Source organism: Streptomyces sparsogenes subsp. cuspidosporus, assembly GCF_039532705.1.
Classification (GTDB): Bacteria; Actinomycetota; Actinomycetes; order Streptomycetales; family Streptomycetaceae; genus Streptomyces; species Streptomyces sparsogenes.
The window spans coordinates 28,642-52,309 of the sequence record NZ_BAAASD010000042.1; the positions used below are offsets into that span (position 1 = coordinate 28,642).

Annotated in this window: 22 protein-coding genes; 15 read left to right on the forward strand and 7 right to left on the reverse strand. The window is 73.9% G+C overall.

Translation table 11 applies throughout. The features are described from left to right. Positions 1-56: 56 nt before the first annotated feature. The 4 genes from ABFY07_RS34160 to ABFY07_RS34175 all read left to right on the forward strand — a co-directional run bounded on the left by ABFY07_RS34160 (position 57) and on the right by ABFY07_RS34175 (position 3,303). Complete coding sequence (locus ABFY07_RS34160; RefSeq protein WP_346178214.1) at positions 57-803, forward strand: amino acid ABC transporter ATP-binding protein; 747 nt, start codon at positions 57-59, stop codon at positions 801-803. Between the two features lie 16 nt (positions 804-819). Beyond that, positions 820-1,734 carry a glutamate ABC transporter substrate-binding protein gene (locus tag ABFY07_RS34165; RefSeq protein ID WP_346178215.1) on the forward strand — a complete coding sequence of 305 codons (915 nt, stop codon included), beginning with the start codon at positions 820-822 and terminating at the stop codon, positions 1,732-1,734. 64 nt (positions 1,735-1,798) lie between these two features. Then, a complete protein-coding gene (locus ABFY07_RS34170; protein WP_346178216.1) occupies positions 1,799-2,443 on the forward strand; it encodes an amino acid ABC transporter permease in 645 nt (214 codons plus the stop codon). After that, a complete protein-coding gene (locus ABFY07_RS34175) occupies positions 2,440-3,303 on the forward strand; it encodes an amino acid ABC transporter permease (RefSeq protein ID WP_346178217.1) in 864 nt (287 codons plus the stop codon). Before ABFY07_RS34170 ends, ABFY07_RS34175 begins: the two co-directional genes overlap by 4 nt. 14 nt (positions 3,304-3,317) lie before the next feature. On the opposite strand, the gene ABFY07_RS34180 is transcribed toward ABFY07_RS34175, so the two are convergent. After that, a complete protein-coding gene (locus ABFY07_RS34180) occupies positions 3,318-4,784 on the reverse strand; it encodes a sensor histidine kinase (RefSeq protein WP_346178258.1) in 1,467 nt (488 codons plus the stop codon). A gap of 23 nt (positions 4,785-4,807) precedes the next feature. Further along, positions 4,808-5,551, reverse strand: a complete 744-nt coding sequence (locus ABFY07_RS34185) for a response regulator transcription factor (protein ID WP_346178218.1) — start codon at positions 5,549-5,551, stop codon at positions 4,808-4,810. Between the two features lie 185 nt (positions 5,552-5,736). On the opposite strand from ABFY07_RS34185, the gene ABFY07_RS34190 reads away from it, so the two are divergent. Genes ABFY07_RS34190 through ABFY07_RS34200 form a run of 3 tightly spaced genes read left to right on the forward strand, consistent with a single transcriptional unit; the run spans position 5,737 to position 8,357 of the window. Beyond that, complete coding sequence (locus tag ABFY07_RS34190) at positions 5,737-7,104, forward strand: ferredoxin reductase family protein (RefSeq protein ID WP_346178219.1); 1,368 nt, start codon at positions 5,737-5,739, stop codon at positions 7,102-7,104. A gap of 43 nt (positions 7,105-7,147) precedes the next feature. Continuing rightward, positions 7,148-7,609: an FMN-binding protein gene (locus tag ABFY07_RS34195; RefSeq protein WP_346178220.1), complete on the forward strand. Its 462-nt coding sequence runs from the start codon at positions 7,148-7,150 to the stop codon at positions 7,607-7,609. Between the two features lie 34 nt (positions 7,610-7,643). Then, the gene (locus ABFY07_RS34200) at positions 7,644-8,357 is read left to right on the forward strand and encodes an FAD:protein FMN transferase (RefSeq protein ID WP_346178259.1); all 714 of its coding nucleotides are present in this window, start codon (positions 7,644-7,646) and stop codon (positions 8,355-8,357) included. Positions 8,358-8,369: 12 nt separating this feature from the next. Here the strand turns inward: ABFY07_RS34200 and ABFY07_RS34205 are convergent, their stop codons facing one another. Then, complete coding sequence (locus ABFY07_RS34205; RefSeq protein WP_346178221.1) at positions 8,370-9,113, reverse strand: hypothetical protein; 744 nt, start codon at positions 9,111-9,113, stop codon at positions 8,370-8,372. Between the two features lie 132 nt (positions 9,114-9,245). Here ABFY07_RS34205 and ggt point away from each other — a divergent pair, with 132 nt between their 5' ends. The 6 genes from ggt (at position 9,246) to ABFY07_RS34235 (ending at position 17,969) form a co-directional block, all read left to right on the forward strand. Further along, positions 9,246-11,162 (forward strand): gamma-glutamyltransferase, encoded by a 1,917-nt coding sequence (gene ggt / locus ABFY07_RS34210; RefSeq protein WP_346178222.1) that lies wholly within the window; start codon positions 9,246-9,248, stop codon positions 11,160-11,162. Between the two features lie 301 nt (positions 11,163-11,463). Then, positions 11,464-13,158 (forward strand): hypothetical protein, encoded by a 1,695-nt coding sequence (locus ABFY07_RS34215; RefSeq protein ID WP_346178223.1) that lies wholly within the window; start codon positions 11,464-11,466, stop codon positions 13,156-13,158. A 214-nt stretch (positions 13,159-13,372) separates the two neighbouring features. After that, entirely contained in the window at positions 13,373-14,215 is an 843-nt protein-coding gene (locus tag ABFY07_RS34220; protein WP_346178224.1) for a nitrilase-related carbon-nitrogen hydrolase, read from the forward strand. After that, complete coding sequence (locus ABFY07_RS34225; RefSeq protein WP_346178225.1) at positions 14,212-15,555, forward strand: aspartate aminotransferase family protein; 1,344 nt, start codon at positions 14,212-14,214, stop codon at positions 15,553-15,555. The genes ABFY07_RS34220 and ABFY07_RS34225 overlap by 4 nt, the downstream gene beginning before the upstream one ends. After that, positions 15,552-16,955: a dihydropyrimidinase gene (gene hydA, locus ABFY07_RS34230; RefSeq protein WP_346178260.1), complete on the forward strand. Its 1,404-nt coding sequence runs from the start codon at positions 15,552-15,554 to the stop codon at positions 16,953-16,955. Before ABFY07_RS34225 ends, hydA begins: the two co-directional genes overlap by 4 nt. A gap of 12 nt (positions 16,956-16,967) precedes the next feature. Further along, positions 16,968-17,969, forward strand: coding sequence for a TIGR03842 family LLM class F420-dependent oxidoreductase (locus ABFY07_RS34235; RefSeq protein WP_346178226.1), 1,002 nt, complete (start codon positions 16,968-16,970; stop codon positions 17,967-17,969). Positions 17,970-18,027: 58 nt separating this feature from the next. On the opposite strand, the gene ABFY07_RS34240 is transcribed toward ABFY07_RS34235, so the two are convergent. The 3 genes from ABFY07_RS34240 to ABFY07_RS34250 form a co-directional block, all read right to left on the reverse strand. Next, a complete protein-coding gene (locus ABFY07_RS34240; protein WP_346178261.1) occupies positions 18,028-19,083 on the reverse strand; it encodes a lipoate-protein ligase LplAB in 1,056 nt (351 codons plus the stop codon). A gap of 88 nt (positions 19,084-19,171) precedes the next feature. Continuing rightward, positions 19,172-19,681, reverse strand: coding sequence for a hypothetical protein (locus ABFY07_RS34245; protein WP_346178227.1), 510 nt, complete (start codon positions 19,679-19,681; stop codon positions 19,172-19,174). A 201-nt stretch (positions 19,682-19,882) separates the two neighbouring features. Next, positions 19,883-20,737 (reverse strand): helix-turn-helix domain-containing protein, encoded by an 855-nt coding sequence (locus ABFY07_RS34250; RefSeq protein ID WP_346178228.1) that lies wholly within the window; start codon positions 20,735-20,737, stop codon positions 19,883-19,885. Between the two features lie 168 nt (positions 20,738-20,905). Here ABFY07_RS34250 and ABFY07_RS34255 point away from each other — a divergent pair, with 168 nt between their 5' ends. Further along, the gene (locus tag ABFY07_RS34255; protein WP_346178229.1) at positions 20,906-21,508 is read left to right on the forward strand and encodes an NADPH-dependent FMN reductase; all 603 of its coding nucleotides are present in this window, start codon (positions 20,906-20,908) and stop codon (positions 21,506-21,508) included. Between the two features lie 12 nt (positions 21,509-21,520). Here the strand turns inward: ABFY07_RS34255 and ABFY07_RS34260 are convergent, their stop codons facing one another. After that, positions 21,521-22,705, reverse strand: coding sequence for an MFS transporter (locus tag ABFY07_RS34260; RefSeq protein WP_346178262.1), 1,185 nt, complete (start codon positions 22,703-22,705; stop codon positions 21,521-21,523). 93 nt (positions 22,706-22,798) lie between these two features. Here ABFY07_RS34260 and ABFY07_RS34265 point away from each other — a divergent pair, with 93 nt between their 5' ends. Next, positions 22,799-23,611 (forward strand): AraC family transcriptional regulator, encoded by an 813-nt coding sequence (locus ABFY07_RS34265; RefSeq protein WP_346178230.1) that lies wholly within the window; start codon positions 22,799-22,801, stop codon positions 23,609-23,611. Positions 23,612-23,668 lie beyond the last annotated feature (57 nt).

Below are 23,668 nucleotides of genomic sequence, written 5' to 3' on the forward strand. Positions count from 1 at the left end.
TTTGTGCGGATAGTTTGCGCTGAGCGCGACACAGCTGAAAGTGGGTGGGGCCGGGTATGGCCGTCGGCGAACCGTTGATCGAGCTGCGCGAGGTCAACAAGCACTTCGGCGCGCTGCACGTCCTGCGGGACATCGACCTCACCGTCGGCCGCGGCGAGGTGGTGGTCGTCATCGGCCCCTCCGGCTCCGGCAAGTCCACCCTGTGCCGGACCATCAACCGCCTGGAGGCGATCGACTCCGGCACCATCACCGTGGACGGGGTCCCGCTGCCCGAGGAGGGCAGGGAACTCGCCCGGCTGCGCGCCGACGTGGGGATGGTCTTCCAGTCCTTCAACCTCTTCGCGCACAAGACCGTGCTGGCCAATGTGATGCTCGCCCAGCTCAAGGTGCGCGGCCGGACCAAACAGGAGGCCGAGCGGCGCGCCCGCGAGCTGCTCGGCCGGGTCGGGCTCGCCGACCAGGCGGACAAGTACCCCGCCCAGCTGTCGGGCGGCCAGCAGCAGCGGGTGGCCATCGCCCGCGCGCTGGCCATGGACCCCAAGGCGATGCTCTTCGACGAGCCGACCTCCGCCCTCGACCCGGAGATGATCAACGAGGTGCTCGAGGTCATGCGCCAACTGGCCCGCGAGGGCATGACGATGGTCGTGGTCACCCACGAGATGGGGTTCGCGCGCTACGCCGCCCACCGCGTCGTCTTCATGGACGGCGGCGCGATCGTCGAGGACCGGCCGCCCGACGAGTTCTTCTCCGCGCCGCGCACCGAGCGCGCCAAGGACTTCCTCTCCAAGATCCTCAAGCACTGAGTCCCGGGTGGATCCCATGACGCGCATCCGCCGCACGCTCGCGGCCCTGGCCCTCGCCCTGACCCTCCTCGCCGCCGGCGGCTGCGGCAAGGAGGGCAGCCCCCCGGTCAAGGGGCCCAAACCCGAGGCGCTGCCCGCCTACCAGGTGGCCACCGGCTTCCGGCTGCCCGCCTCGCCCACCTGGCGCAAGGCCAAGCGCCGCGGATACCTGGTGGTCGGCGTCAAGGAGGACCAGCCGTACCTGGGCGAGAAGGACCCGGCCACCGGCCGCTACTCCGGCTTCGACATCGAGATCGCCAAGATGATGGCCGCCTCGCTCGGCTTCGACCCCAAAACGATCAGGTTCAAGACCATCGCGTCGGCGAACCGCGAGACCGCCCTCCAGAACGGCCAGATCGACTACTACGTCGGCACCTACACCATCAACCCCCTGCGCAAACGCCTGGTCGGCTTCGCCGGCCCCTACTTCATGGCCGGCCAGTCGCTGCTGGTGCGCAAGGACGAGAACGACATCCACGGCCCGCAGGACCTCGCCGGCAAGACCGTGTGCTCGGTGGCCGGCTCCACCCCGCTGATGCGCCTCCAGGCCGACTACCCCAAGGCCCGCGCGGTCGCGTACGACACCTACTCGGTCTGCGTCGACAACCTGATCAGCCTCCAGGTGGACGCGGTCACCACCGACAACACCATCCTGCTGGGCTACGCGGCCAAGGCCCCGAGCGAGCTGAAGGTCGTCGGCAAACCCTTCTCCAAGGAGCCGTACGGCATCGGCGTGCCCAAGAAGGACACCGCGCTGCGCTTCGCCCTCGACGACGCCATCCGGGCCCGTGAGCGCAACGGCGACTGGCGGAGGGCGTACAACGCGACCCTGGGCCGCTCCGGAGTGCCCGCGCCCAGGCCGCCCCGCATCGACCGCTACCCGGCGCGCTGAGAACCCCCCGAACCGGAAGACCAGCACCAGCACCAGTACCAACACCAGACCAGGACCCACCCCCATGGACGTACTCACGCAGAACTTCTCCCTCTACGGCGAGGGCTTCCTCGGCACCGTGCAGCTCACCGTCTACGCCTCGCTGCTCGCGCTCGGGCTCGGCGTCCTGATGGCCGGCTTCCGCGTCGCCCCGGTCGCCCCGCTGCGGGCCTTCGGCACCGCCTGGGTCACGGTGCTCCGCAACACCCCGCTGACCCTGCTGTTCTTCGCGGTGATGCTCGGCCTGCCCCGCTTCGGGCTCGTCCTGCCGTTCTTCACCTTCGCGGTACTCGCCCTCGGCTGCTACACCTCGGCCTTCATCTGCGAGGCGGTGCGCTCCGGCATCAACACCGTGCCGCTCGGGCAGGGCGAGGCGGCCCGCAGCCTGGGCATGAGCTTCCCCCAGACCCTCGGCGCGGTGGTCCTGCCGCAGGCGTTCCGCACGGTCATCCCGCCCATCGGCTCGACCCTGATCGCGCTCGCCAAGAACTCCGCCATCGCCGGCTCGTTCAGCGTGACCGAGCTGCTCGGCACCTACAAACCGCTCAACGAACTCGGCTACAGCATCATCTGGACCTTCCTCTGGATCGCCGTCGGCTATCTGATCATCACGCTCGCCATCAGCGGGCTCTTCCATGTGCTGGAGCGCCGCTGGGGAGTGCCCCGATGACCGCCGCCAGCGCCCTCTACGACATCCCCGGCCCCCACGCGCGGGCCCGCCACCGCCTCTACGCCCTCCTCGCCGGCCTCGTCCTGCTGCTCCTGCTCGGCTGGGTCGGGTACGCGCTCGTCGACACCGGCCAGTTCGCGGCCGAGAAGTGGCGGCCCTTCGAGTACAAGGGCATCCAGCTCCTGCTGCTGCGCGGGCTCGGCAACACCCTCAAGGCCTTCGGCCTCGCCGCGGTCCTCTCCCTCGCCCTCGGCGGGGTCCTCGCCGCCGGGCGACTTTCCGACCACCGCCCGGTGCGCTGGGTCGCCACCCTGGTCGTGGAGTTCTTCCGCGCGATGCCGCTGCTGGTGATGATCTTCTTCGTGTTCGTGGCGCTGAAGGTGCAGCCGCTCCCCGCGCTCGTCACCGGACTGACCCTCTACAACGGCTCGGTGCTCGCCGAGGTGTTCCGGGCGGGGGTCAACTCCGTCGAGCGCGGGCAGCGCGAGGCCGCGTACTCCCTCGGCATGAACAAGACGCAGGTCATGACGCACGTCCTGGTGCCGCAGGGGGTGCGCGCGATGCTGCCGGCCATCATCAGCCAGCTGGTGGTGGCCCTGAAGGACACCTCGCTCGGCTTCCTCATCACCTACGAGGAGTTCCTCCACGCCGGCAAGCTCATCGCCGGCAACCTCGACTACGGCCTCCCCTTCATCCCGGTCGTCATGATCATCTCCCCGGTCTACATCGGCATGTGCATGCTGCTGTCCTGGCTCGCCACCTGGGTCGCCAAGCGCGAGCGGCGCAGCGTGAAGACCGGGGCGGTGGAGGTGGCCCCGGCCGCGCCCGCCACGGTGCTCCCGGGCGACACCCAGACCTGACCGGCCCCGCCCCGTTACGCCTGGGCAACGATCGGCAGCCCGGCCTCCGCCTCCCGCGCCTCCGGCAGCGTCACCCGGAAGACCGTCCTGCCCGGCCGGCTCGTCACCCCGATCGTCCCGCCGTGCGCCGCCACCACCGCCCGTACGATCGACAGCCCCAGGCCGGAGCCGCCCGCCGCCCGCGAGCGGCTGGGGTCGGCGCGCGCGAAGCGCTCGAACACCTCCGGCAGCAGCGCCTCGGGGATGCCCGGCCCGTCGTCCGCCACCGTCAGCTCCACCCGCCCCGCGCGCGCCACCAGACCGACCGCCGCCTCCGTGCCCGGCGGGGTGTGCGCCCGCGCGTTGGCCAGCAGATTGGCCACCACCTGCTGCAGCCGGTGCTCGTCACCCGTGACCGTCACCGGCTCCTCGGGCAGCTCCAGCGTCCAGCGGTGCTCCGGCCCCGCGGCACGCGCGTCGCCCGTCGCGTCCAGCACCAGCCGCGTCAGATCGACCGGCCCGCGGGCCAGCGGCCGGCCCGCGTCCAGCCGCGCGAGCAGCAGCAGATCGTCGACCAGCGCGCTCATCCGCTCCGACTCCGACTGGATCCGCTCCAGCGCGTGGCGCACCTGGCCGGGCACCGGCCCCGGGTGGCGCAGCGCCAGCTCGGCGTGGCCGCGCACGGTGGCCACCGGCGTCCTCAGTTCGTGGCTGGCGTCCGCGGCGAACTGCCGCAGCCGCTCCTCGCCGGCGTGCCGGCTGGCCAGCGCGTCGCCGACGTGCCCCAGCATCCGGTTCAGCGCGGCGCCCACCTGGCCGACCTCGGTGCGCGGATCGGTGTCCGGCACCGGCGTCGGCATCGCCACCTCCCCGCTGGCCAGCGGCAGCCGCGCCACCCCGGCCGCGGTGGCGGTCACCCGCCGCAGCGGCCGCAGGGACAGCCGCACCCACAGCGCCCCCACCACCCCGGTCACCGCGAGCGCCGACCCGAAGACCACGCCTTCCACCAGCACCACCCGGTGCACCGTCTCCTCCACCGGACGCAGCGGCAGGCCGGTGACCAGCACATCGCCGTCGTCCCCCGGGACCGCGAGGACCCGGTACGCGCCGATCGCCGACAGCCGGACGTCGTGCCCGCGCCCATCGGGGGGCAGGCCCGCCAGGGCCCGCCGGTCGGCGTCGGTGAGCGGCACATGGGCGTCCGTGTTGTCCCGCACCACCGCGGCCCGCGTCGTCTCCCCGCCCTTCAGCCGGGCGCCGAAGGTGTACGCGGACTGGCCGCGCGTATCCGGGCCGTTGTCGGCGTCCGGCCGCTCGCCGTGCTCCAGGCTCGCCGGGAAACGGCCCCCGGCCGCCACCAGCTGCTGGTCCAGGCGGCGCACCAGGAAGCCCTCCAGGGCCAGCACCGTGGTCAGCCCGACGGCCAGCGACGCCACCGCCAGCAGCACCACCAGCCCCGCGGTGAGCCGGGCCCGCAGCGTCCGGGGCAGCACGGCCCGCAGCGCCCGCGGCAGCGGCGGGCGCCTCACGGCGCGTCCGGCTTCAGCACGTACCCGACCCCGCGCACCGTGTGGATCAGCGGGGTCCGCCCCGCGTCGATCTTCTTCCGCAGATAGCTGATGTACAGCTCCACCACATGCGCCTTGCCACCGAAGTCGTACGACCACACCCGGTCCAGTATCTGCGCCTTCGACAGCACCCGGCGCGGGTTGCGCATCAGGAACCGCAGCAGCTCGAACTCGGTGCGGGACAGCTCGACCACCACCCCGCCCCGGGTGACCTCCCGCGCCCTCTCGTCCATCACCAGATCGCCCACCACCAGCCGGTCGGCCTGCTGGAGGTCCGGCCCGCGCGCCATCCCGGCCCGGCGCAGCAGCCCGCGCAGCCTGGCCAGCACCTCCTCCAGGCTGAACGGCTTGGTCACGTAGTCGTCGCCGCCCGCGGTGATCCCCGCGATCCGGTCCTCCACGGCGTCGCGCGCGGTGAGGAAGAGCACACACACGCCCTCCAGCTCGGCGCGCAGCCCGCGCAGCACCGTCAGACCGTCGGTGTCCGGCAGCATCCAGTCGAGCACCACCGCGTCGGGACGGAACGTGCGGGCCGTGGCCAGCGCGGACGCGCCGTCCGACGCCGTACGCACCTCCCAGCCCTCGTAGCGCAGGGCGCCCGACACCACCTCCGTCAGGTCGGGCTCGTCGTCGACGACGAGGACGCGGACGGGGGTGCCGTCGGCGCGGAGCAGGAAGGGGCTGGTGACGTCGTTCTCCATGGCACATCCAGCATCTCTCGGCCCCCGGCCCGGCGGGCTCTCCGGACCCTCTGAGTTCGCTCTGAGTCTCCTCTGAATCACGGGCTCAAGCCGCACTTCAAAGGCTTTTCAGAGGCTCCTCAGAAGAACCCTTGTGAAGCTGACGGCTCCGAGCACAGCCATGCCGCCTGCGAAAGGAAACCCCCGTGGCCACCACCGTCACCCACCGGCGCGCCGCCACCCGGCGCGCCCGGCGGCCCGCCCCGGGGCCGCCCGGCCTCGTCCCGGCCCTCACCCGGCTCGCCATCTGGGCGGGCGCCGCCGCCGTCCTCGCCCTGTGGTGGCGCCACACCGCCTCCGTGGTCGGCGCGGCGGGCTGGCTGACCGGCGCCGGGCGCATCACCGGGCTGCTCGCCGGCTACGCCTGCGCCGTCCTGCTGCTGCTCATGGCCCGGGTGCCGCTCCTGGACCGCCACGTCGGCAGCGACCGGCTGGCCCGCTGGCACGCCATGGGCGGCCGCTACACCGTCTCCCTCGCCCTCGCGCACACCCTGCTGATCATCTGGGGGTACGCGCTGACCTCGCACACCGGCGTCGTGGACCAGACCACCACCCTCGTCCTCCACTACCCCGACCTCCTCAAGGGCACCGCCGGCTTCCTGCTCCTGCTGGCCACCGGCGTCCTGTCCGCCCGCGCGGTGCGCCGCCGCGTCTCGTACGAGACCTGGCACCTGCTGCACCTCGCCACCTACCTGGCGGTCTTCCTGGTCTTCGGACACCAGCTCTCCAACGGCGCCGACTTCGTCGGCGACCGCCCGGCCCAGCTCGCCTGGTACGCGCTGTACGGCTCGGTGGCGGCGCTGCTGCTGTGGTTCCGGTTCGCCGTCCCCGTACGGCGGGCCCTGCGCCACCGGCTGCGGGTCCTGGAGGTCCGGCCGGAGGCGCCCGGCGTCGTCTCGGTGTATGTGACCGGCGACCGGCTGGAGGAGCTGAGCGCCGAGCCCGGCCAGTTCTTCCGCTGGCGCTTCCTCGCCCCCGGCCTGTGGCGGGCCGCCAACCCGTACTCCCTCTCGGCCGCCGCCCACCCCTCGTACCTGCGGATCACCGTCAAGGCGGCCGGCGACCACAGCGCCGCCCTGGCCCGGCTCGCGCCCGGCACCCGGGTGCTGGCCGAGGGCCCGTACGGGGCGTTCACCGCCCGCCGCCGGCGCGCCCCCAAGGTGCTGCTGCTCGGCGGCGGGGTGGGCATCACCCCGCTGCGGGCGCTGTTCGAGACCCTGCCCGGCGACGTGACGCTGATCTACCGCGCCCGCCGGCCCGAGGATCTGGCGCTGCGCGCGGAGCTCGACCACCTCGCGGCGGCGCGGAGGGCCGTCGTCCACTACGTCGTGGACGAGCCGGCCGTGTACTCCTCCCCGCTGACCCCGGACGCCCTGCGCCGGCTGGTCCCGGACCTCGCCGAGCGCGAGGTGTACCTGTGCGGGCCGCCCGGGATGACGGAGGCCGCCAAGCGGGCCCTGCGGGGGGCCGGGGTGCCGCGCCACCGCGTCCACCACGAGTCATTCGCGTTCTAGCCGCGTCGTTCGCCGTTCCAGCCCAGAGAAAAGGAGTCCGGCTGTGCGCAAGGCCGCCGTCACCACCGTCTCGACCGTCGCGGGCGTGGTCCTGCTGCTGTCGCTCAAACCCCACGTCAACGCCGCCCCCGCGGTGGCGGCCCCCTCCCCGTCCGCCCCGTCGTCCGCCCCGTCGAGCGGCGCGCCGTCACCGTCCCCGTCCACCTCCCGCACCACGTCCGCGAGCCCGACCGGCACCTACACCGGCGCCACCTTCACCACCCGCTACGGCCCCGTGCAACTCGCCGTCACCCTCGCCCAGGGGAAGATCACCGCCGTGAAGGCGCTGCAGACCCCGTCCGGCGACGGCCGCTCCCAGCAGATCGCCTCCTACGCCGTACCCCAGCTCACCAGCGAGACGCTGAGCGCCCAGAGCGCCCGGATCGACGCGGTGTCCGGCGCCACCTACACCAGCGAGGGCTATGTCCAGTCCCTGCAGAGCGCCCTGGACAAGGCCGGTGTCTGAGGGGCGGCGCGGGGTGCGCCACGCCGAGCACGTCATGGGCACGGTCGTCTCCTTCGACATCCGCGACCCGGCCACCCCCGCCGTCGGACGGGCCCTCCGGGAGGCGGTGGCCTGGCTGCACCACGTGGACGAGGTGTTCTCCACCTACCGCCCCGCCAGCACCGTCAGCCGGCTCGGCCGCGGCGAGCTCGCCCCCGAGCGGTGCGGGGCCGAGGTCGCCGAGGTGCTGGAGCTGTGCGAGGCCGCGGCGCGCGCCACCGGCGGCTGGTTCACCCCTACGCCCGGCGGCCGGCTCGACCCGTCCGGGATGGTCAAGGGCTGGGCCGTGGAACGCGCCTCGCGGATCCTGTACGAGGCGGGGGCGCACAACACCTGCGTCAACGGCGGCGGGGACATCCAGCTGCGGGGCGAGGCCGCGCCCGGCGTCCCCTGGCGCGTCGGCATCGCCCACCCGCTGCGCCCCGGCGCGCTGTGCGCCGTCGTCACCGGCCGCGACCTGGCCGTCGCCACCTCCGGCACCGCCGAACGCGGCCCCCACGTCCTCGACCCGCACACCGACGAGCCCGCCACCGCCCTGGCCTCCCTCACCCTGACCGGCCCCGGCCTCACCTGGACCGACGCCCTGGCCACGGCAGCCTTCGCGATGGGCCACGGCGCCCGCGCCTGGACCGCCGCCCTCGACACCCACGAGGCCCTGGCGGTCACCGCCACCGGCGAGCTGTGGCACACCCCCGGCTTCCCCGCCTGAGCGCAAACGCGCTCACTCCGACTTGTGCGCGGCGCGCGAGCGGCCCGGGGCCGCGGTCGCGGCCTTGGTGACGTCCGCGACCAGCTCCACCACATCCGGGCCGTACGCCTGCGAGTTGACGACCTTCAGCAGCAGGCAGAAGGAGCCCTGCGCGCCGTACTTGCGGGCCAGCCGGGCGCGGTTGCGCACCAGGTGGCGGATCGCCGCCCGGTGGGTGACCGGGCGCTGACCGGCCGCCAGGAAGACGGGGCGGCCGCCGTCGGCCGCCGTGAGCCGGGCCAGCAGCACATGCTCCACCGCGCCGGGCTCCGGCCGGTACTCGGTCCCGCCTATGGTGAACGCGCCCCGCTCCTGGGTCTCGTCGCCCTGGTGCACCGCGACACCCGGCAGCAGATTCGCCATATGGGCGGCCAGCCTGCGGTGCGCGGTCGGGTCCCCGACGCAGAACTCGGTGCGCGCCCCGAACCCCTGCAACCCGGTGTCGTGCGGCGCCACCTCCGCGTGCGCGCCGCAGTTCTCTATGACGGCGGCCAGGCCCAGCAGCGCGAGCGCGTCATGGCGCGGGATGCTCCAGTGCGCGGAGGTGCTGTCGCGGTGCGTCACCAGGACGCACTCGGAGCCGTCCGGCAGACCGAAGAACCGCTGCTCGCGCGTCCGCTTGCGGCGTGCGTGGGCCGAGTGCACGGCCCAGCCGAGGGCCAGGCCCACGACCAGGGCCGCGGCGGAAGCGATCAGGTCCTGCACGGTGTCAGTCATGGCCGCGCATCGTAGCCGCGAACCGGGTGTCTGTTCGAGCATGCGGGCGCGCTCGCCCTTCGCGCGCCCCCTGTCGTATCCGGGACGATCACGGGTAGGCTCCGGCCCCCTGTCGCCTGCATGGAGGTCCGGATGCAACACGCCGCCAGACCAGCCGCGTCGTCTTCGACACCAGCCGCCACCACCGCCACGTCCACCGCCACGTCCACCGCGCTGCGCCGACTGCCGGCCCTCGCCGCCACGGCCGGTCTGGTCCTCGCCCTCGGCATCGCCCCGGCGGGGGCGCACGCCGGCGCAGCGGGCGGGACGGCCCCGGCCGGCTCGGCCGCCCCGACGCCCGGGAAGACGCCCGCCAAGACGCCCGTGGCCGTCGGCTACGGCGGCGCGGTCTCCAGCGTGGACGCCGACGCCTCGGCGGCCGGCATCGAGGTGCTGCGGCACGGCGGCAACGCGGTCGACGCGGCCGTGGCCACCGCGGCCGCGCTCGGCGTCACCGAGCCGTACTCGGCGGGCGTCGGCGGCGGCGGATACTTCGTCTACTACAACGCCAAGCAGCACAAGGTGTTCACCCTCGACGGGCGCGAGACCGCCCCGCGCAGCGCCGACGAGAAGCTCTTCCTGGACAAGGACGGCAAGCCCATCCCGTTCGCCGACGCCGTCACCAGCGGGCTGAGCGTCGGCACCCCCGGCACCCCCGCCACCTGGGACACCGCGCTGGACACCTGGGGCACCCGCTCGCTCGCCCAGGTGCTGAAGCCCGCCGAGCGCATCGCCCGCGACGGCTTCACCGTCGACGCGACGTTCCGCCAGCAGACCGCCGACAACCAGGCCCGCTTCAAGGACTTCCCCGACACCGCCAAGCTGTTCCTGCCCGGCGGCGAACTCCCCGTCGTCGGCTCCACCTTCACCAACCCCGATCTGGCCCGCACCTACGCGCTGCTGGCCAAGAAGGGCGTCGGCGCCGTCTACAAGGGCGAGCTGGGCCGCGACATCGTCGACACGGTCCGCAAGCCGCCCGTGGACCCCGCCGCGCGGCGCGTCGTACGGGCCGGCGACCTCACCGAGCGCGACCTGCGCGCGTACGAGGTCAAGCGCCAGGCCCCGACCAGGACCTCGTACCACGGCCTCGACGTGTACGGCATGGCCCCGTCCTCCTCCGGCGGCACCACCGTCGCCGAGGCGCTCAACATCCTGGAGAAGACCGACCTCACCAAGCTCAGCGACCGCGACTACCTGCACCGCTACATCGAGGCCAGCCGGATAGCCTTCGCCGACCGGGGGCGCTGGGTCGGCGACCCGGCCTTCGAGGACGTGCCGACCAAGGGCCTCACCTCCCAGCGGTTCGCCGACTCCCGCGCCTGCCTGATCAAGGCCGACTCCGTGCTGACCAGCCCGGTCGCGCCCGGCGACCCCAGCCGGCCCACCGGCTGCGACAGCGGCGGCACCGCGGCCCCCACCACGTACGAGGGCGAGAACACCACGCACCTGACGGTCGCCGACAAGTGGGGCAACGTCGTCGCCTACACCCTCACCATCGAGCAGACCGGCGGCAGCGGTATCACCGTGCCCGGCCGCGGCTTCCTGCTCAACAACGAACTCACCGACTTCTCCTTCGCGCCCGCCAACCCCGCCGTCCACGACCCGAACCTGCCCGGCCCCGGCAAGCGGCCGCGCTCGTCCATGTCGCCGACGATCGTGACCGACAAGGGCCGCCCGGTGCTCGCCCTCGGCTCGCCCGGCGGCGCCACCATCATCACCACCGTCCTGCAAACCCTGCTCAACCACCTGGACCGCGGCATGCCCCTGGTCGACGCGATCGCCGCGCCGCGCGCCAGCCAGCGCAACGCCGCGCAGACCGAGCTGGAACCGGGGCTGTGGAACAGCCCGGTGCGCGGACAGCTCACGGCGCTGGGCCACTCCTTCAAGCAGAACCCGGAGATCGGGGCGGCCACGGGCGTACAGCGGCTGCCCGGCGGACGCTGGCTGGCCGCGGCGGAGACCGTACGGCGCGGGGGCGGCTCGGCGATGGTGGTCACCCCGCAGAAGTGACGGCCGCGCCCGGCGCGGCCGGGCGCAGCGCACACACCGGGCGGACAGGTGCGGTCCGGCCGGTGTGTGCGGAGCCGGAAAAACGCCCGTAGCACGTTCGTAACCGTTCCCGTAACACGCAGGGTGTCGAATGCGTGCGCACCGAGGAGAACTCGGCGGGGAACTCGGCGGGGGATACGCCGGAGCCTTCGGGGCCTCGGGGCCTTGGGGACTCGGGGCCTCGGGGACTCGGCGGGGGGCTCGTCGGGGAACGTGGCGGGGGACTCGTCGGGGGATGCGCCCAGGGGGGAGAGGGATGACCATGGCAGGCGGTCGACTCCCGGCCGAGGTCGTGGAGTTCGCGCGCTACCTCCGCGCCCTGACCGGACGGCTGGACCCGGCGAAGGGCTGGTACGCCGTCTTCGCGCAGCGCGACCCGGAGGGCGTACGCGCCTGTCTGGACGGCCGGGAGGTGCCGCCCTGGGACCTCGTTCAGGCCCTCCTCCAGGACCTCTCCGCCCAGCGCGGTCCCCACACGGCCCAGGAGGCCGCCGCCCGCGCCGCCGTCCTCTACCGCGCCTCCGTCACCGCCCACGACACCACGGTCGGCGACCGCGCAGCCCTCCGGGACCGGCTCCAGGCCATGCTCCGCGAGCAGCGGCACGCGGCCCGGCGCGAACGCGAACTCCACGCCGCCGTGCGCGCCGCCGCGGCCCAGGACGACGCCGAGGCCCGCGAGCGACTCTCCTCCGACCTCGCCTGGGCCCGCGACGACCGCCAACGCGCCACCGCCCGCTGCGAGGAACTCCGCGCCCGCCTCGCCGCGCTGGCCGCCACCTCCGCTTCGCCGGCCGGCCCGCGCAGCCTGCGGTTCGCCCCGCCGTCCGACGAATCGGACGGCGGGCAGGCGCCCGCCGAGCCCGCGCCCGGGTGGGCCGAGGGCGCGGCCCCCGGCCCTTGGGTGCCGGCGGGCCCCGGCGCGGCGGGTGCCGAGCACGGTGACTGGGCCGTGGGCCCCGGCGGCGCGGGTGGCGGGGGGCCTCGGCCGCGTGGGGCGCGGTTTGCCGGGGTGGAGGAGTCCGCCGGCGTGGCGCCTCCGCGCGGGGCGCGGTTCGCGGGGGCGGTGGCGGGCCCGCCCGGCGAGGCCGTGGGGGTACCGGACGGGGAGCGGGCCACGGCCCGGGGAGTGGGCGGGGAGCCGGTGGCACCCCCGGGCGCGGCCGGCCCCCCGGCCACGCCTCGGGGAGCGCGGTTCGCCGGGGCGTACGAGGGGCAGAGCGGCGCTCGGCGGCGCGGACGGAGCAAAGCGCGGGAGGAGGAAGCCGGGCGGGGCGCCGCGCGGGACGCTGCGGGAGGTAACGAGGCGCGGCGGCACGCCGCGCGGGAAACTGCGGGGAGTGCCGAGGCGCGGCGGGGCGGGGAGGCCGTGGGAGGTGCCGAGGCGCGGCGGCGCGGGGAGGCCGCGGGAGGTGCCGAGGCGCAGCGGGGGGCTGTCGAGGCCGTGGGGCGGCTGGCGCGGTTGCGGGCGGAGGGGCGGGGTGGGGAGGCCCACGTCCTGTTGTGCGAGGCGGCCGCGCGGCCCGCGTCCTGGCTCCCTCTGCTCGCCGCCGAGCTGGAGCGCGCCGGCCTCGCGGCGGACGTCGCCACCCTGCTGTGGGCGGCGGCCTGCCTGCCGCCCCCCGCGCTGGCCGCCGCCGCGCGGGCGCTCACCGCCGCCGGGCGGGGCGACGACGGCGCGCGGCTGCTGCGGCAGAGCGTCGCCCGCCCGGTCACCGAGGTGGCGCAGACCGCGCTCGCCCTGCTGGCCGCGGGCGGCCGCGCGGAAGCGGCGTTCCTGCTCGAGGCGCTGGTGAGGGCGCGCAGGCCCGACGAGGCGGCGCGGGCCGCGGCCGACGCGCCGGCCGAGCTGGTGCCGCTGCTGCTGGACGCCGCGAGCGGGGTGTCCTCCAGCAGCCACCACGACCTCGCGCACGCCCTGCGCGTCGCGGGCCTGCCGGGCGTACCCGGCCCCGCCTGAGGGCGGAAGCCGGTGCAGCGGCCCCGCCCGAGGCCGGAAGCCGGTGCAGCGGCCCCGAGGCCGGAAGCCGACGTACCGACGTCGCCTGACATAACACGAAACATGGGCGTCTTCGTTGAGTAACCGCCGCGGTATTGCCAGAGTGGTCCGTGCGCTTCTACGTTCTTCCCACAGCCCGGATCTACGTGCGTAGACGCCCGCGAGGGAGCTGATCATGGCCAATGTCGTACGTGCCGCGCTCGTCCAGTGCAGCTGGACGGGCGACACCGAATCGATGATCGCGAAGCACGAGGAGTACGCCCGGCAGGCCGCCGCCCAGGGCGCGCGGGTGATCGGCTTCCAGGAGGTGTTCAACGCCCCGTACTTCTGCCAGGTGCAGGAGGCCGAGCACTACCGGTGGGCGGAGCCGGTCCCGGACGGGCCGACGGTCCGCCGCATGCGGGAGCTGGCCCGGGAGACCGGCATGGTGATGGTGGTGCCGGTGTACGAGGTGGAGCAGTCCGGCTTCTACTACAACACCGCCGCCGTGATCGACGCGGACGGCAGCTTCCTCGGCAAGTACCGCAAGCACCACATCCCGCAGGTCAAGGGGTTCTGGGAGAAGTACTACTTCAAGCCGGGAAACCTGGGCTGGCCGGTGTTCGACACCGCCGTCGGCAAGGTCGGCGTCTACATCTGCTACGACCGCCACTTCCCCGAGGGATGGCGCGAGCTGGGCCTGGCCGGCGCCCAACTGGTCTACAACCCCTCGGCGACCTCGCGCGGCCTGTCGGCGTACCTGTGGCAGCTCGAGCAGCCGGCCGCCGCCGTCGCCAACGAGTACTTCGTCGCCGCGATCAACCGCGTCGGCGTGGAGGAGTACGGCGACAACGACTTCTACGGCACCAGCTACTTCGTGGACCCGCGCGGCCGGCTCGTCGGCGAGGCCGCCAGCGACAAGGAGGAGGAGCTGATCGTCCGGGACCTGGACTTCGGCCTGATCGACGAGGTGCGCCGGCAGTGGGCGTTCTACCGGGATCGACGGCCCGACGCGTACGACGGGCTGGTGAAACCGTGAGCGGCGAGCTGTACGAGCGGCACAGGGCCGTCCTGCCCGACTGGCTCGCCCTCTACTACGAGCGGCCGATCGAGATCACCCACGGCGAGGGCCGCCACGTCTGGGATGCCGACGGCAACCGCTACCTCGACTTCTTCGGCGGCATCCTCACCACCATGACCGCCCACGCCCTCCCCGAGGTCACCAAGGCGGTCAGCGAGCAGGCGGCGCGGATTTTGCACACCTCCACCCTCTACCTCGACCGCCCCATGGTGGAGCTGGCCGAGCGCGTCGCGGAGCTGTCCGGTATCCCCGACCCGCGCGTGTTCTTCACCACCTCCGGCACGGAGGCCAACGACACCGCCCTGCTGCTGGCCACCACGTACCGCCGCTCCAACCAGATCCTGGCGATGCGCAACAGCTACCACGGCCGGTCGTTCTCGACCGTCGGCATCACCGGCAACCGCTCCTGGTCGCCGACCAGCCTGTCCGCGCTGCAGACGCTGTTCGTGCACGGCGGGGTGCGCGGCCGCGGCCCGTACGCCGGGCTGTCGGACGCCGAGTTCGTCAAGGCGTGTGTCGCCGATCTGGAGGACGTCCTCGGCCAGGCGCACGGCCAGGTGGCGGCGCTGATCGCGGAGCCGGTGCAGGGCGTCGGCGGGTTCACCTCCCCGCCGGACGGGCTGTTCGCCGCGTTCCGTGAGGTCCTGGACCGGCACGGCATCCTGTGGATCACGGACGAGGTGCAGACCGGCTGGGGGCGGACCGGCGACCACTTCTGGGGCTGGCAGGCGCACGCCGCCTCCGGCCCGCCGGACCTCCTCACCTTCGCCAAGGGCGTCGGCAACGGCATGTCCATCGGCGGCGTCGTCGCCCGCGCCGAGATCATGAACTGCCTGGGCGCCAACTCCATCTCCACCTTCGGCGGCAGCCCGGTCACCATGGCCGCCGGCCTTGCCAACCTCACCCACCTCCTCGAACACGACCTCCAGGGCAACGCGCGCCGCGTGGGCGCACTGCTCATGGAGCGGCTGCGCGCCGCCTGCGCCGGCCTGGACGTCGTACGCGAGGTGCGCGGCCGGGGGCTGATGATCGGCATCGAGGTGGTCGAGCCGGGCACCGGCAGGCCCTCGCCCGAGGCGGCCTCGGCCGTCCTGGAGGCCGCGCGTCAGGGCGGGCTGCTGATCGGCAAGGGCGGCGGCCACAACACCAGCGCGCTGCGCATCGCCCCGCCGCTGAGCCTGACCGCCGCCGAGGCGGAGGAGGGCGCGGAGGTCCTCGCGGCGGCGCTGCGCACGGCGCAGGCCATGGCGGACGGTTCGGAGGAAGTGGCCGAAGACGTCGGAAGGAGCGCACCCTGATGTCCCGCACCGTGATCCGCGGCGGCCTTGTCATCACCGCCGCCGAGGAGACCCGGGCCGACGTCCTGGTCGAGGACGGCCGCGTCGCCGCCCTCGCCGCCCCCGACAGCGCGTACGCCCAGGGCTGGACGGCCGACCGTACGATCGACGCGACCGACAAGTACGTCATCCCGGGCGGCGTGGACGCGCACACCCACATGGAGCTGCCCTTCGGCGGCACCCACGCCTCCGACACCTTCGAGACGGGCACCCGCGCCGCCGCCTGGGGCGGGACGACCACCATCGTGGACTTCGCCGTCCAGTCGGTGGGCCACTCCCTGCGCGAGGGGCTCGACACCTGGCATGAGAAGGCCGACGGCAAGTGCGCCGTCGACTACGGCTTCCACATGATCATGTCCGATGTGACCACGTCCTCGCTCAAGGAGATGGACACCCTCGTCGGGCTCGGGGTGAGCTCGTTCAAGCTCTTCATGGCCTATCCGGGCGTGTTCTACAGCGACGACGGACAGATCCTGCGCGCCATGCAGCGCGGCGCGGCCAACGGCGGGCTGATCATGATGCACGCCGAGAACGGCATCGCCATCGACGTCCTCGTCGAACAGGCCCTGGCCGAGGGCAGGACCGACCCCCGCTACCACGGCGAGGTCCGCAAGGTGCTGCTGGAGGCCGAGGCGACCCACCGCGCGATCCAGCTCTCCCGGGTGGCCGGCGCCCCGCTGTACGTCGTCCACGTCTCGGCCGAGGAAGCCGTGGCGGAGCTGGCCCAGGCCCGCGACAAGGGGCTGCCCGTCTTCGGGGAGACCTGCCCCCAGTACCTCTTCCTGTCCACGGACAACCTCGCCGAGCCGGACTTCGAGGGCGCCAAGTACGTGTGCTCCACCCCGCTGCGGCCGCGCGAGCACCAGGCCGCGCTGTGGCGGGGTCTGCGCACGGGCGACCTCCAGGTCGTCTCCACCGACCACTGCCCCTTCTGCTTCACCGGCCAGAAGGAGCTGGGCCGCGGCGACTTCTCCAGGATCCCCAACGGGCTGCCGGGCGTGGAGAACCGGATGGACCTCCTCCATCAGGCGGTCGTCGAGGGCCACATCTCGCGCCGCCGCTGGATCGAGATCGCCTGCGCCACCCCGGCCCGGATGTTCGGCCTCTACCCGAAGAAGGGCACCATCGCCCCCGGGGCCGACGCCGACCTCGTCGTCTACGACCCGCGGGCCCAGCAGACGCTCTCCGCCGAGACCCACCACATGAACGTCGACTACTCCGCCTACGAGGGGAAGCGGATCACCGGACAGGTGGAGACCGTGCTCTCGCGCGGCGAGACCGTCATCGACCGGCGGCGGTTCACCGGGCGCGCGGGCCACGGACGGTACCTCCCGCGCGACACCTGCCAATACCTGGACTAGCTGGGAGCGGGTATGGACTTCGGACTCGTCCTGCAGACCGATCCGCCGGCGTCGGCGGTCGTCGGCCTGATGAAGCGCGCGGAGGACGCCGGCTTCAGCCACGGCTGGACGTTCGACTCGGCCGTGCTGTGGCAGGAGCCGTTCGTCATCTACAGCCGCGTGCTGGAGCACACCGAGCGGCTGATCGTCGGCCCCATGGTCACCAATCCGTCCACCCGCACCTGGGAGGTCACCGCCTCCACCTTCGCCACGCTCAACGAGATGTACGGCAACCGCACCGTGTGCGGCATCGGCCGCGGCGACTCCGCCATGCGGGTGGCGGGCCGCAGACCCAACACCCTCGCCCGCCTCGGCGAGGCCATCGACGCCATCCGCGGCCTGGCCGAGGGGCGGGAGGCGGTCGTCGACGGCACCCCCGTGCGCATCCCCTGGGTCACCGGCGGCAAGCTGCCCGTCTGGATGGCCGCCTACGGCCCCAAGGCGCTCGCCCTCGCCGGTCGGAAGGCCGACGGCTTCATCCTCCAGCTCGCCGACCCGTATCTGACGGAGTGGATGGTGGGGGCGGTACGGACCGCCGCCGCCGAGGCCGGGCGCGACCCGGACGCGGTCACCATCTGCGTCGCCGCGCCCGCCTACGTCGGGGACGACCTCGGCCACGCCCGCGAACAGTGCCGCTGGTTCGGCGGCATGGTCGGCAACCACGTCGCCGACCTGGTGAGCCGCTACGGCGAACACTCCGACGCCGTCCCCGAGTCCCTGACCGCGTACGTCAAGGAGCGCGCCGGCTACGACTACAGCCACCACGGCCGCGCCGGAAACCCCAGCACCGACTTCGTCCCCGACGAGATCGTGGACCGCTTCTGCCTGCTCGGCCCGCCCGAGGCGCACATCGAGAAGCTGCGCGCCCTGCGGGCCCTGGGCGTCGACCAGTTCGCGGTCTACGCCATGCACGACGCGAAGGAGGCGACCATCGACGCGTACGGCGAACGCGTCATCCCGGCGCTGGCCGGCTGAGCGGGGGCGCGGACGCCTCATCCCGGCGTCGGCCGGTTGAGCGGGGGCGGCGGTCCCGTCACGGGACCCGCGCGGTCCACTCCGGCGAGCCGAACTTCTCCTTCGCCAGCCGCCGCGCCCGCGCCGTCTCCTCCTCCGTCACCGTGCCGCCCGCGAGCCCGTACCGCTCCCGGAAGGAGTCGATCATCCGGTCGATGACGGCGGCGCGCGGCAGCCCGGTCTGCCGGCGCAGCGGGTCCACGCGCTTCTTCGCGCTCCTGGTCCCCTTGTCCGACAGCTTCTCCCGGCCGATGCGCAGCACCTCCAGCATCTTGTCCGCGTCGATGTCGTACGACATCGTCACGTGGTGCAGCACCGCCCCCGACCCGGTCACCACCCGCTTCTGCGCGGCGCCGCCGATCTTCCCCGCGTCCGTCGCGATGTCGTTGAGCGGCTGGTACCACGCCGCGATGCCCATGTCGCCGAGCGCGCCCAGCACCCAGTCGTCGAGATACGCGTACGAGTCGGCGAAGGACAGGCCGGACACCAGCGACTCGGGCACGTACAGCGAGTACGTGATGGTGTTGCCGGGCTCCACGAACATCGCCCCGCCGCCGCTGATCCGCCGCACCACCTCGATGCCGTGCCGCCGCGCGCCCTCCGGGTCCACCTCATTGCGCAGCGACTGGAAACTACCGATGATCACGGCGGGCGAGGCCCACTCCCACACCCGCAGCGTCGGCGGCCGCCGCCCCAGCGCGACCTCCTCCGTCAGCACCTCGTCCAGCGCCATGTGCAGCGCGGGCGACTGCGGACCCTCGTGGATCAACTGCCAGTCGTAGTCCGTCCAGTCGGTGGCGTGCGCCAGCGCCCGCCGCACGGCGACGCCCACGGCCTCGGCCGTGAACCCGAACATGACCGCGTCCTCCGGCAGGGCCGCCTCGATCCGGGCCGCGAGCCCGCGCGCGTCGGTGTCGGCGGGCGCGCCCTCCAGCGCGCGGTCGATGGCGAGCAGCGCCTCGTCGGGTTCCAGGAAGAAGTCACCCGCGACCCGGACGTCCCGCAGCCTCCCGTCCTCGACCCCGAGGTCCACGACCACGAGCTTCCCGCCCGGCACCTTGTACTCACCGTGCATCCGCACACCCTTGTCCTTGTCGGCTCCTGTCTTCCCAGCTCTCCGGGCACCCGGGATTATTCCGCCACGGGGGAGCGCCCCCCGTGCATCAGCCGACCGGGTACGGCCGGGACCGGGGATCCGGCGGGTCGAAGGACAGACCGTTCTCGTCGAGGGCGTTGTGGACGGTGATCCGGCCCCGCGCGAAAACGAAGCCGACCTCGACCGTGCCCCGGGCCGCGTCGTGACCGGTCCATTCGAGGAGCTGTACGTCCCGCAGGGGGCTGCCGAGCAGGGGCGCTGCCGCCTCGGGCACCGCGTCGTCGCGCCAGCGCAGGGAGAAGCCCGGCCACTGGATGGGGCGGCGCGGCTCGATGGAGTTCCAGGTGAGGGACAGCTGGTCGAGCTTCCAGTGGTTGACCTCCACCTGCTCACCGTCGAAGTCGAGCAGCACGGGGCAGTCCGGGAACCACTCGTCGTCCGCCGCGTCCCACACCACCCACAGCCGGGTCAGGGTGCGGCCGGCCAGGGCCCGCAGCCGGGCCCCGTGGGCCTTCCCGACCGCGCGGGGGCCGCTCAGCCAGTGCGGCCGGTAACCCTCGATCCCGAAGTCGAACACGCGATCAGTGTGGCAGCCGCCGAGGGGCCCGGCTGGCGCAACTGCGCCGGGGCGTCCGCGGTGCGGGCCAGCACCACCAGGAGACCCGTGAAGCCGGCTTTCTCCGCGCTGCACACCAAATTGGGTCAGCAGCGCGCCGGTCGTCGTCGGAGCGCACCACATGACGCCCATCGTGGCGGACGAGGGCGGCGGCGGGGAACCTCAGCCGGCCACCGCCCGCAGCGCCCCCGGGTGGCGGCCGGTGAGTCGGTCGAGGGCCGCGGAGGTGGCGTCGTCGGCGGGGAGGTGGACGATGAGTCGCTGGTCGTCGTCGGTGGGCAGGTCGAGGGTCTCGTACGCCAGGCGCAGCCCGCCCGCCTCGGGGTGGCACAGCCGGGTGATCCCGCTGGCCCTGGGGAGGCCGGGCAGGGTGGCCACGCGCTCGGCGAAGGCGTCGCCGGCGGTGACGGTCAACTCGTCGGCGAGATGGGCGACATGGGGGTCCGTGCGGAAGGGGCCCTGCTTGAGGGCGGCGACCTGGTCGTCGGCGACGCGGGCCCAGTCGGGAAAGGCGGTGCGGGCGCGGGGGTCGGTGAAGACGAAGCGGGTGAGGTTGGGCGGGTCGCCGTCCAGCAGGCCGACGGGGCCGGCCAGCCGCTCGTAGCCGGAGGTGTGGGCGAGGATCTCGCTGAGCCGGTTGACGAGTACGGCCGGGGCGGGCTCCAGGCGGTCCAGCAGGGCCCGCACGGTGGGGCGGACCGCGCGGGCCGGGCCCGCGTCGCCCCGGCAGGTGAAGCCGCTCTCGGCGCCCTTGGTCAGCCGGTGCAGATGGACGCGCTCGGCGGGGGTGAGGCGGAGCGCGTCGGCCAGCGCGGACAGCACCTGCGCGGAGGGCCGGCGGTCGCGCCCCTGCTCCAGCCGGGTCACGTACTCCACGCTGACCCCGGCCAGGGTGGCCAGTTCGGCCCGGCGCAGGCCGGGCGTGCGGCGGCGGGGGCCGGTGGGCAGCCCCACCTCGGCGGGGGTGACCGCTTCCCGGCGCAGGCGCAGGAACATGCCCAGCTCGTTGTCGCTCACGCCCCGAACGTAGCAGCCGCTTTGAGCCGGATGATGGCCCTGCCACTACCAGTCTCCGCCCGGCCTTCCTGGCCCCGGCGCGGCCCGGCAGGTTTGAGGGCGTGGCCCTCCCGGCCACACCGGCGACCACCCGGCCGCCCAGGAATTCACGCAAGGAGTGACCCACCCATGTCCAGCCAGAACCTCAAGCTCGCGGTGATCCTCGGCAGCGTCAGGGAGGGCCGGTTCGGCCCGACGGTCGCGAACTGGTTCGCCGAACAGGCCGGGGCGCACGGCGGGTTCGACGTGGACCTCATCGACCTGGCCGACACCTCGCTGCCGCTCGCCCTGCCGCCCGTGCCGCCCGCGATGGACCCGAACCTCCGCCGCCCGGCCGAGATGGCGGACCTCACCGCGCGGCTCGCGGCGGCCGACGCGTTCGTCGTGGTGACACCGGACTACAACCGCGCCTACCCGGCCGCGCTGAAGGCCGCGATCGACTGGCACTACACCGAGTGGCAGACCAAGCCGGTGGGCTTCGTCGGCTACAGCGGGGCCAGCGGCGGCCTGCTGGCCATCGAGGGACTGCGGCAGGTGTTCAACGAGCTGCAGGCCCACACGGTCCGCGACTACGTCTCCTTCCCCCGCTACTACGAGCTGTTCGGCCCCGACGGCACCCTCACCGAGCCCCAGGGCCCGGCCGCCGCGGCCAAGGCGATGCTGGACCAGCTCCAGTGGTGGGGCTCGGTCCTCCACGACGCCCGGCGCGACCGCCCGTTCCCCGCGGCGTGAGGAGCCGTTCGATCAGCGGGCGCCGGGGGCTTCGGCCCCCGGTTCGACCGCGGAACGGGGCGCGGGCCCTGAGCCGGCGTCGGTGTCGGCGTCCGGTTCGGTGAGCGTGCCCGCGACGAGCCAGGCCAGGGCGCACACGGCGATCAGCGGGGCGAGCGCGGCGCGCAGCCCGACGAGGTCGGCGAGGGCCCCGATGCCCGGGCTGGCCACGCCCCCCACGCTGACGGCCAGACCCAGGGTGACGCCGCTGGCCGTGCCGACCCGGTTCGGGAGGTAGTCCTGGCCCAGGGTGACCTGCAGCGAGAACGGCACGTACAGGGCGGCGGCGGTCAGGGCGGCGAAGACGTAGAGGGCCGGCCCGGGGATGAACACCAGCCCGGCGACGGCGGGCACCCCGGCGCCGTAGGCGGCGCGGAGCGTGCGGACCCGCCCCCAGCGCTTGGCCAGCGGGCCGCCCAGGACGGTGCCCACCGCGCCCCCGGCGAACAGCGTGAACAGCGCCGCCGACCCCGTCGCGGAGCCGCCGGGCACCCGCTGCTGGGCGTACAGGGCGATGAACGCGCTCAGCCCCACGAAGATGATCGAACGGCAGACGACGACCGCCGAGAGCCGCACGAACACCGGCCAGTCGTCCCGGCCCGCGCCCCGCCCGGCGGCCCGCTCCACCGCCGCGCGCCGGGCCAGGGACCGGATCACCGAGGCCGTCAGCGCCACCCCGGCCACCGCGGGCGCCACCAGCCACCACGACGCGTCCAGCCCGCCGGAGGAGAGCACCGGGGACACGGCGACGGGCGCGAGGGCGAAGCCGATGTTGCCGCCGAGGGAGTACCAGCCCATCGCCACATGGCTGCCGCGGCTCGCCGTCCGGGCCAGCCGCGCCGACTCGGGGTGGTAGGCGGCGACCCCGATGCCGGAGAGGGCGACCGCCAGCCAGGTGAGCACATACGAGTCGCCCGGCCCGGACAGCGCGATGCCGAGACCCGCGCCGAGCGAGCTCGCGGGGATCAGCCAGGGCATCGTCCAGCGGTCCGTCAGCGCCCCGAACAACGGCTGCACGATCGAGGACAGCAGCGTGGCCGCCAGCACGATGCCGGACGCCGCCACATAGCCGTAGTGGCGCTCGGCCACCAGGAATGGCACCAGCGTGGGCACGGCCCCCTGGTAGAAGTCCACGGTCGCGTGGCCGACGGCCATCATGACGACGGGTCTGGAAACTGAGTGGTCCTTCTTGGTCACCCCCACGATCCTCGGCGGGCGGCGGCTGGCGCACTTCCGATAAACTGCCAGGTGATGTCGGTATTCCGCCAAGCCCCCGGCCGCTCCCGCCAAGCCCCCGGCGGGGCCGTCCCGGTCCGGGTGTCGCACACGCCGACGACGACCCGCTTCCTGGCGCCGGGCACCGGAGTGTCCGCCCACCGCCACGAGGTCCACCAGGTCGTCTACGCGGGCCGGGGGGTGCTGTCGGTGACCACTGAGGCCGGAAGCTGGGTGGCGCCGGCCACCCGGGCCATCTGGGTCCCCGTCGGCACCCTGCACGAACACCGGGCCTACGGGCGCACCGTGCTGCACGGCGTCGGCCTGCCCATGGACGCCAACCCGCTGGGCCTGGACCGGCCCGCCGTGCTCGCGGTCGGCCCCCTCCTGCGCGAGCTGATCATCGAGTACAGCCGCCCGGGTGCCGACCCGGAGGCTGCCGAGTCCCGCCGGCTGCTCGCGGTCCTGCTCGACCAGTTGCGGCACGCCCCCCAGCAGCCCCTGCACCTGCCCACGGCCCGCGACCCGCGCCTGGCCGCCGTGTGCGCCATCCTCCAGGACGACCCCGCCGACCCCCGCCCGCTGGCCGAGCTGGGCGCCCGCGCCGGGGCCGGCGCCCGTACGCTCACCCGGCTCTTCCGGGCGGAGATGGGGATGACGTTCCCTCAGTGGCGCACCCAACTGCGGCTGCACCACGCGCTGCTGCTGCTCTCCGACGGCGTCACCGTCACCGCGGTCGCGCACCGCTGCGGGTGGTCCTCGGCCAGCGCCTTCATCGACGCGTTCCGCCGCGCGTTCGGGTGCACTCCCGGCGGCTACCGCGCGCAGAACGAGAGCCCGCCCCTCTGACCCCAGCTCTGACCCCAACTCTGACCCCAGCTCGGCCTCAGCTCGGCCTCAGCTCGG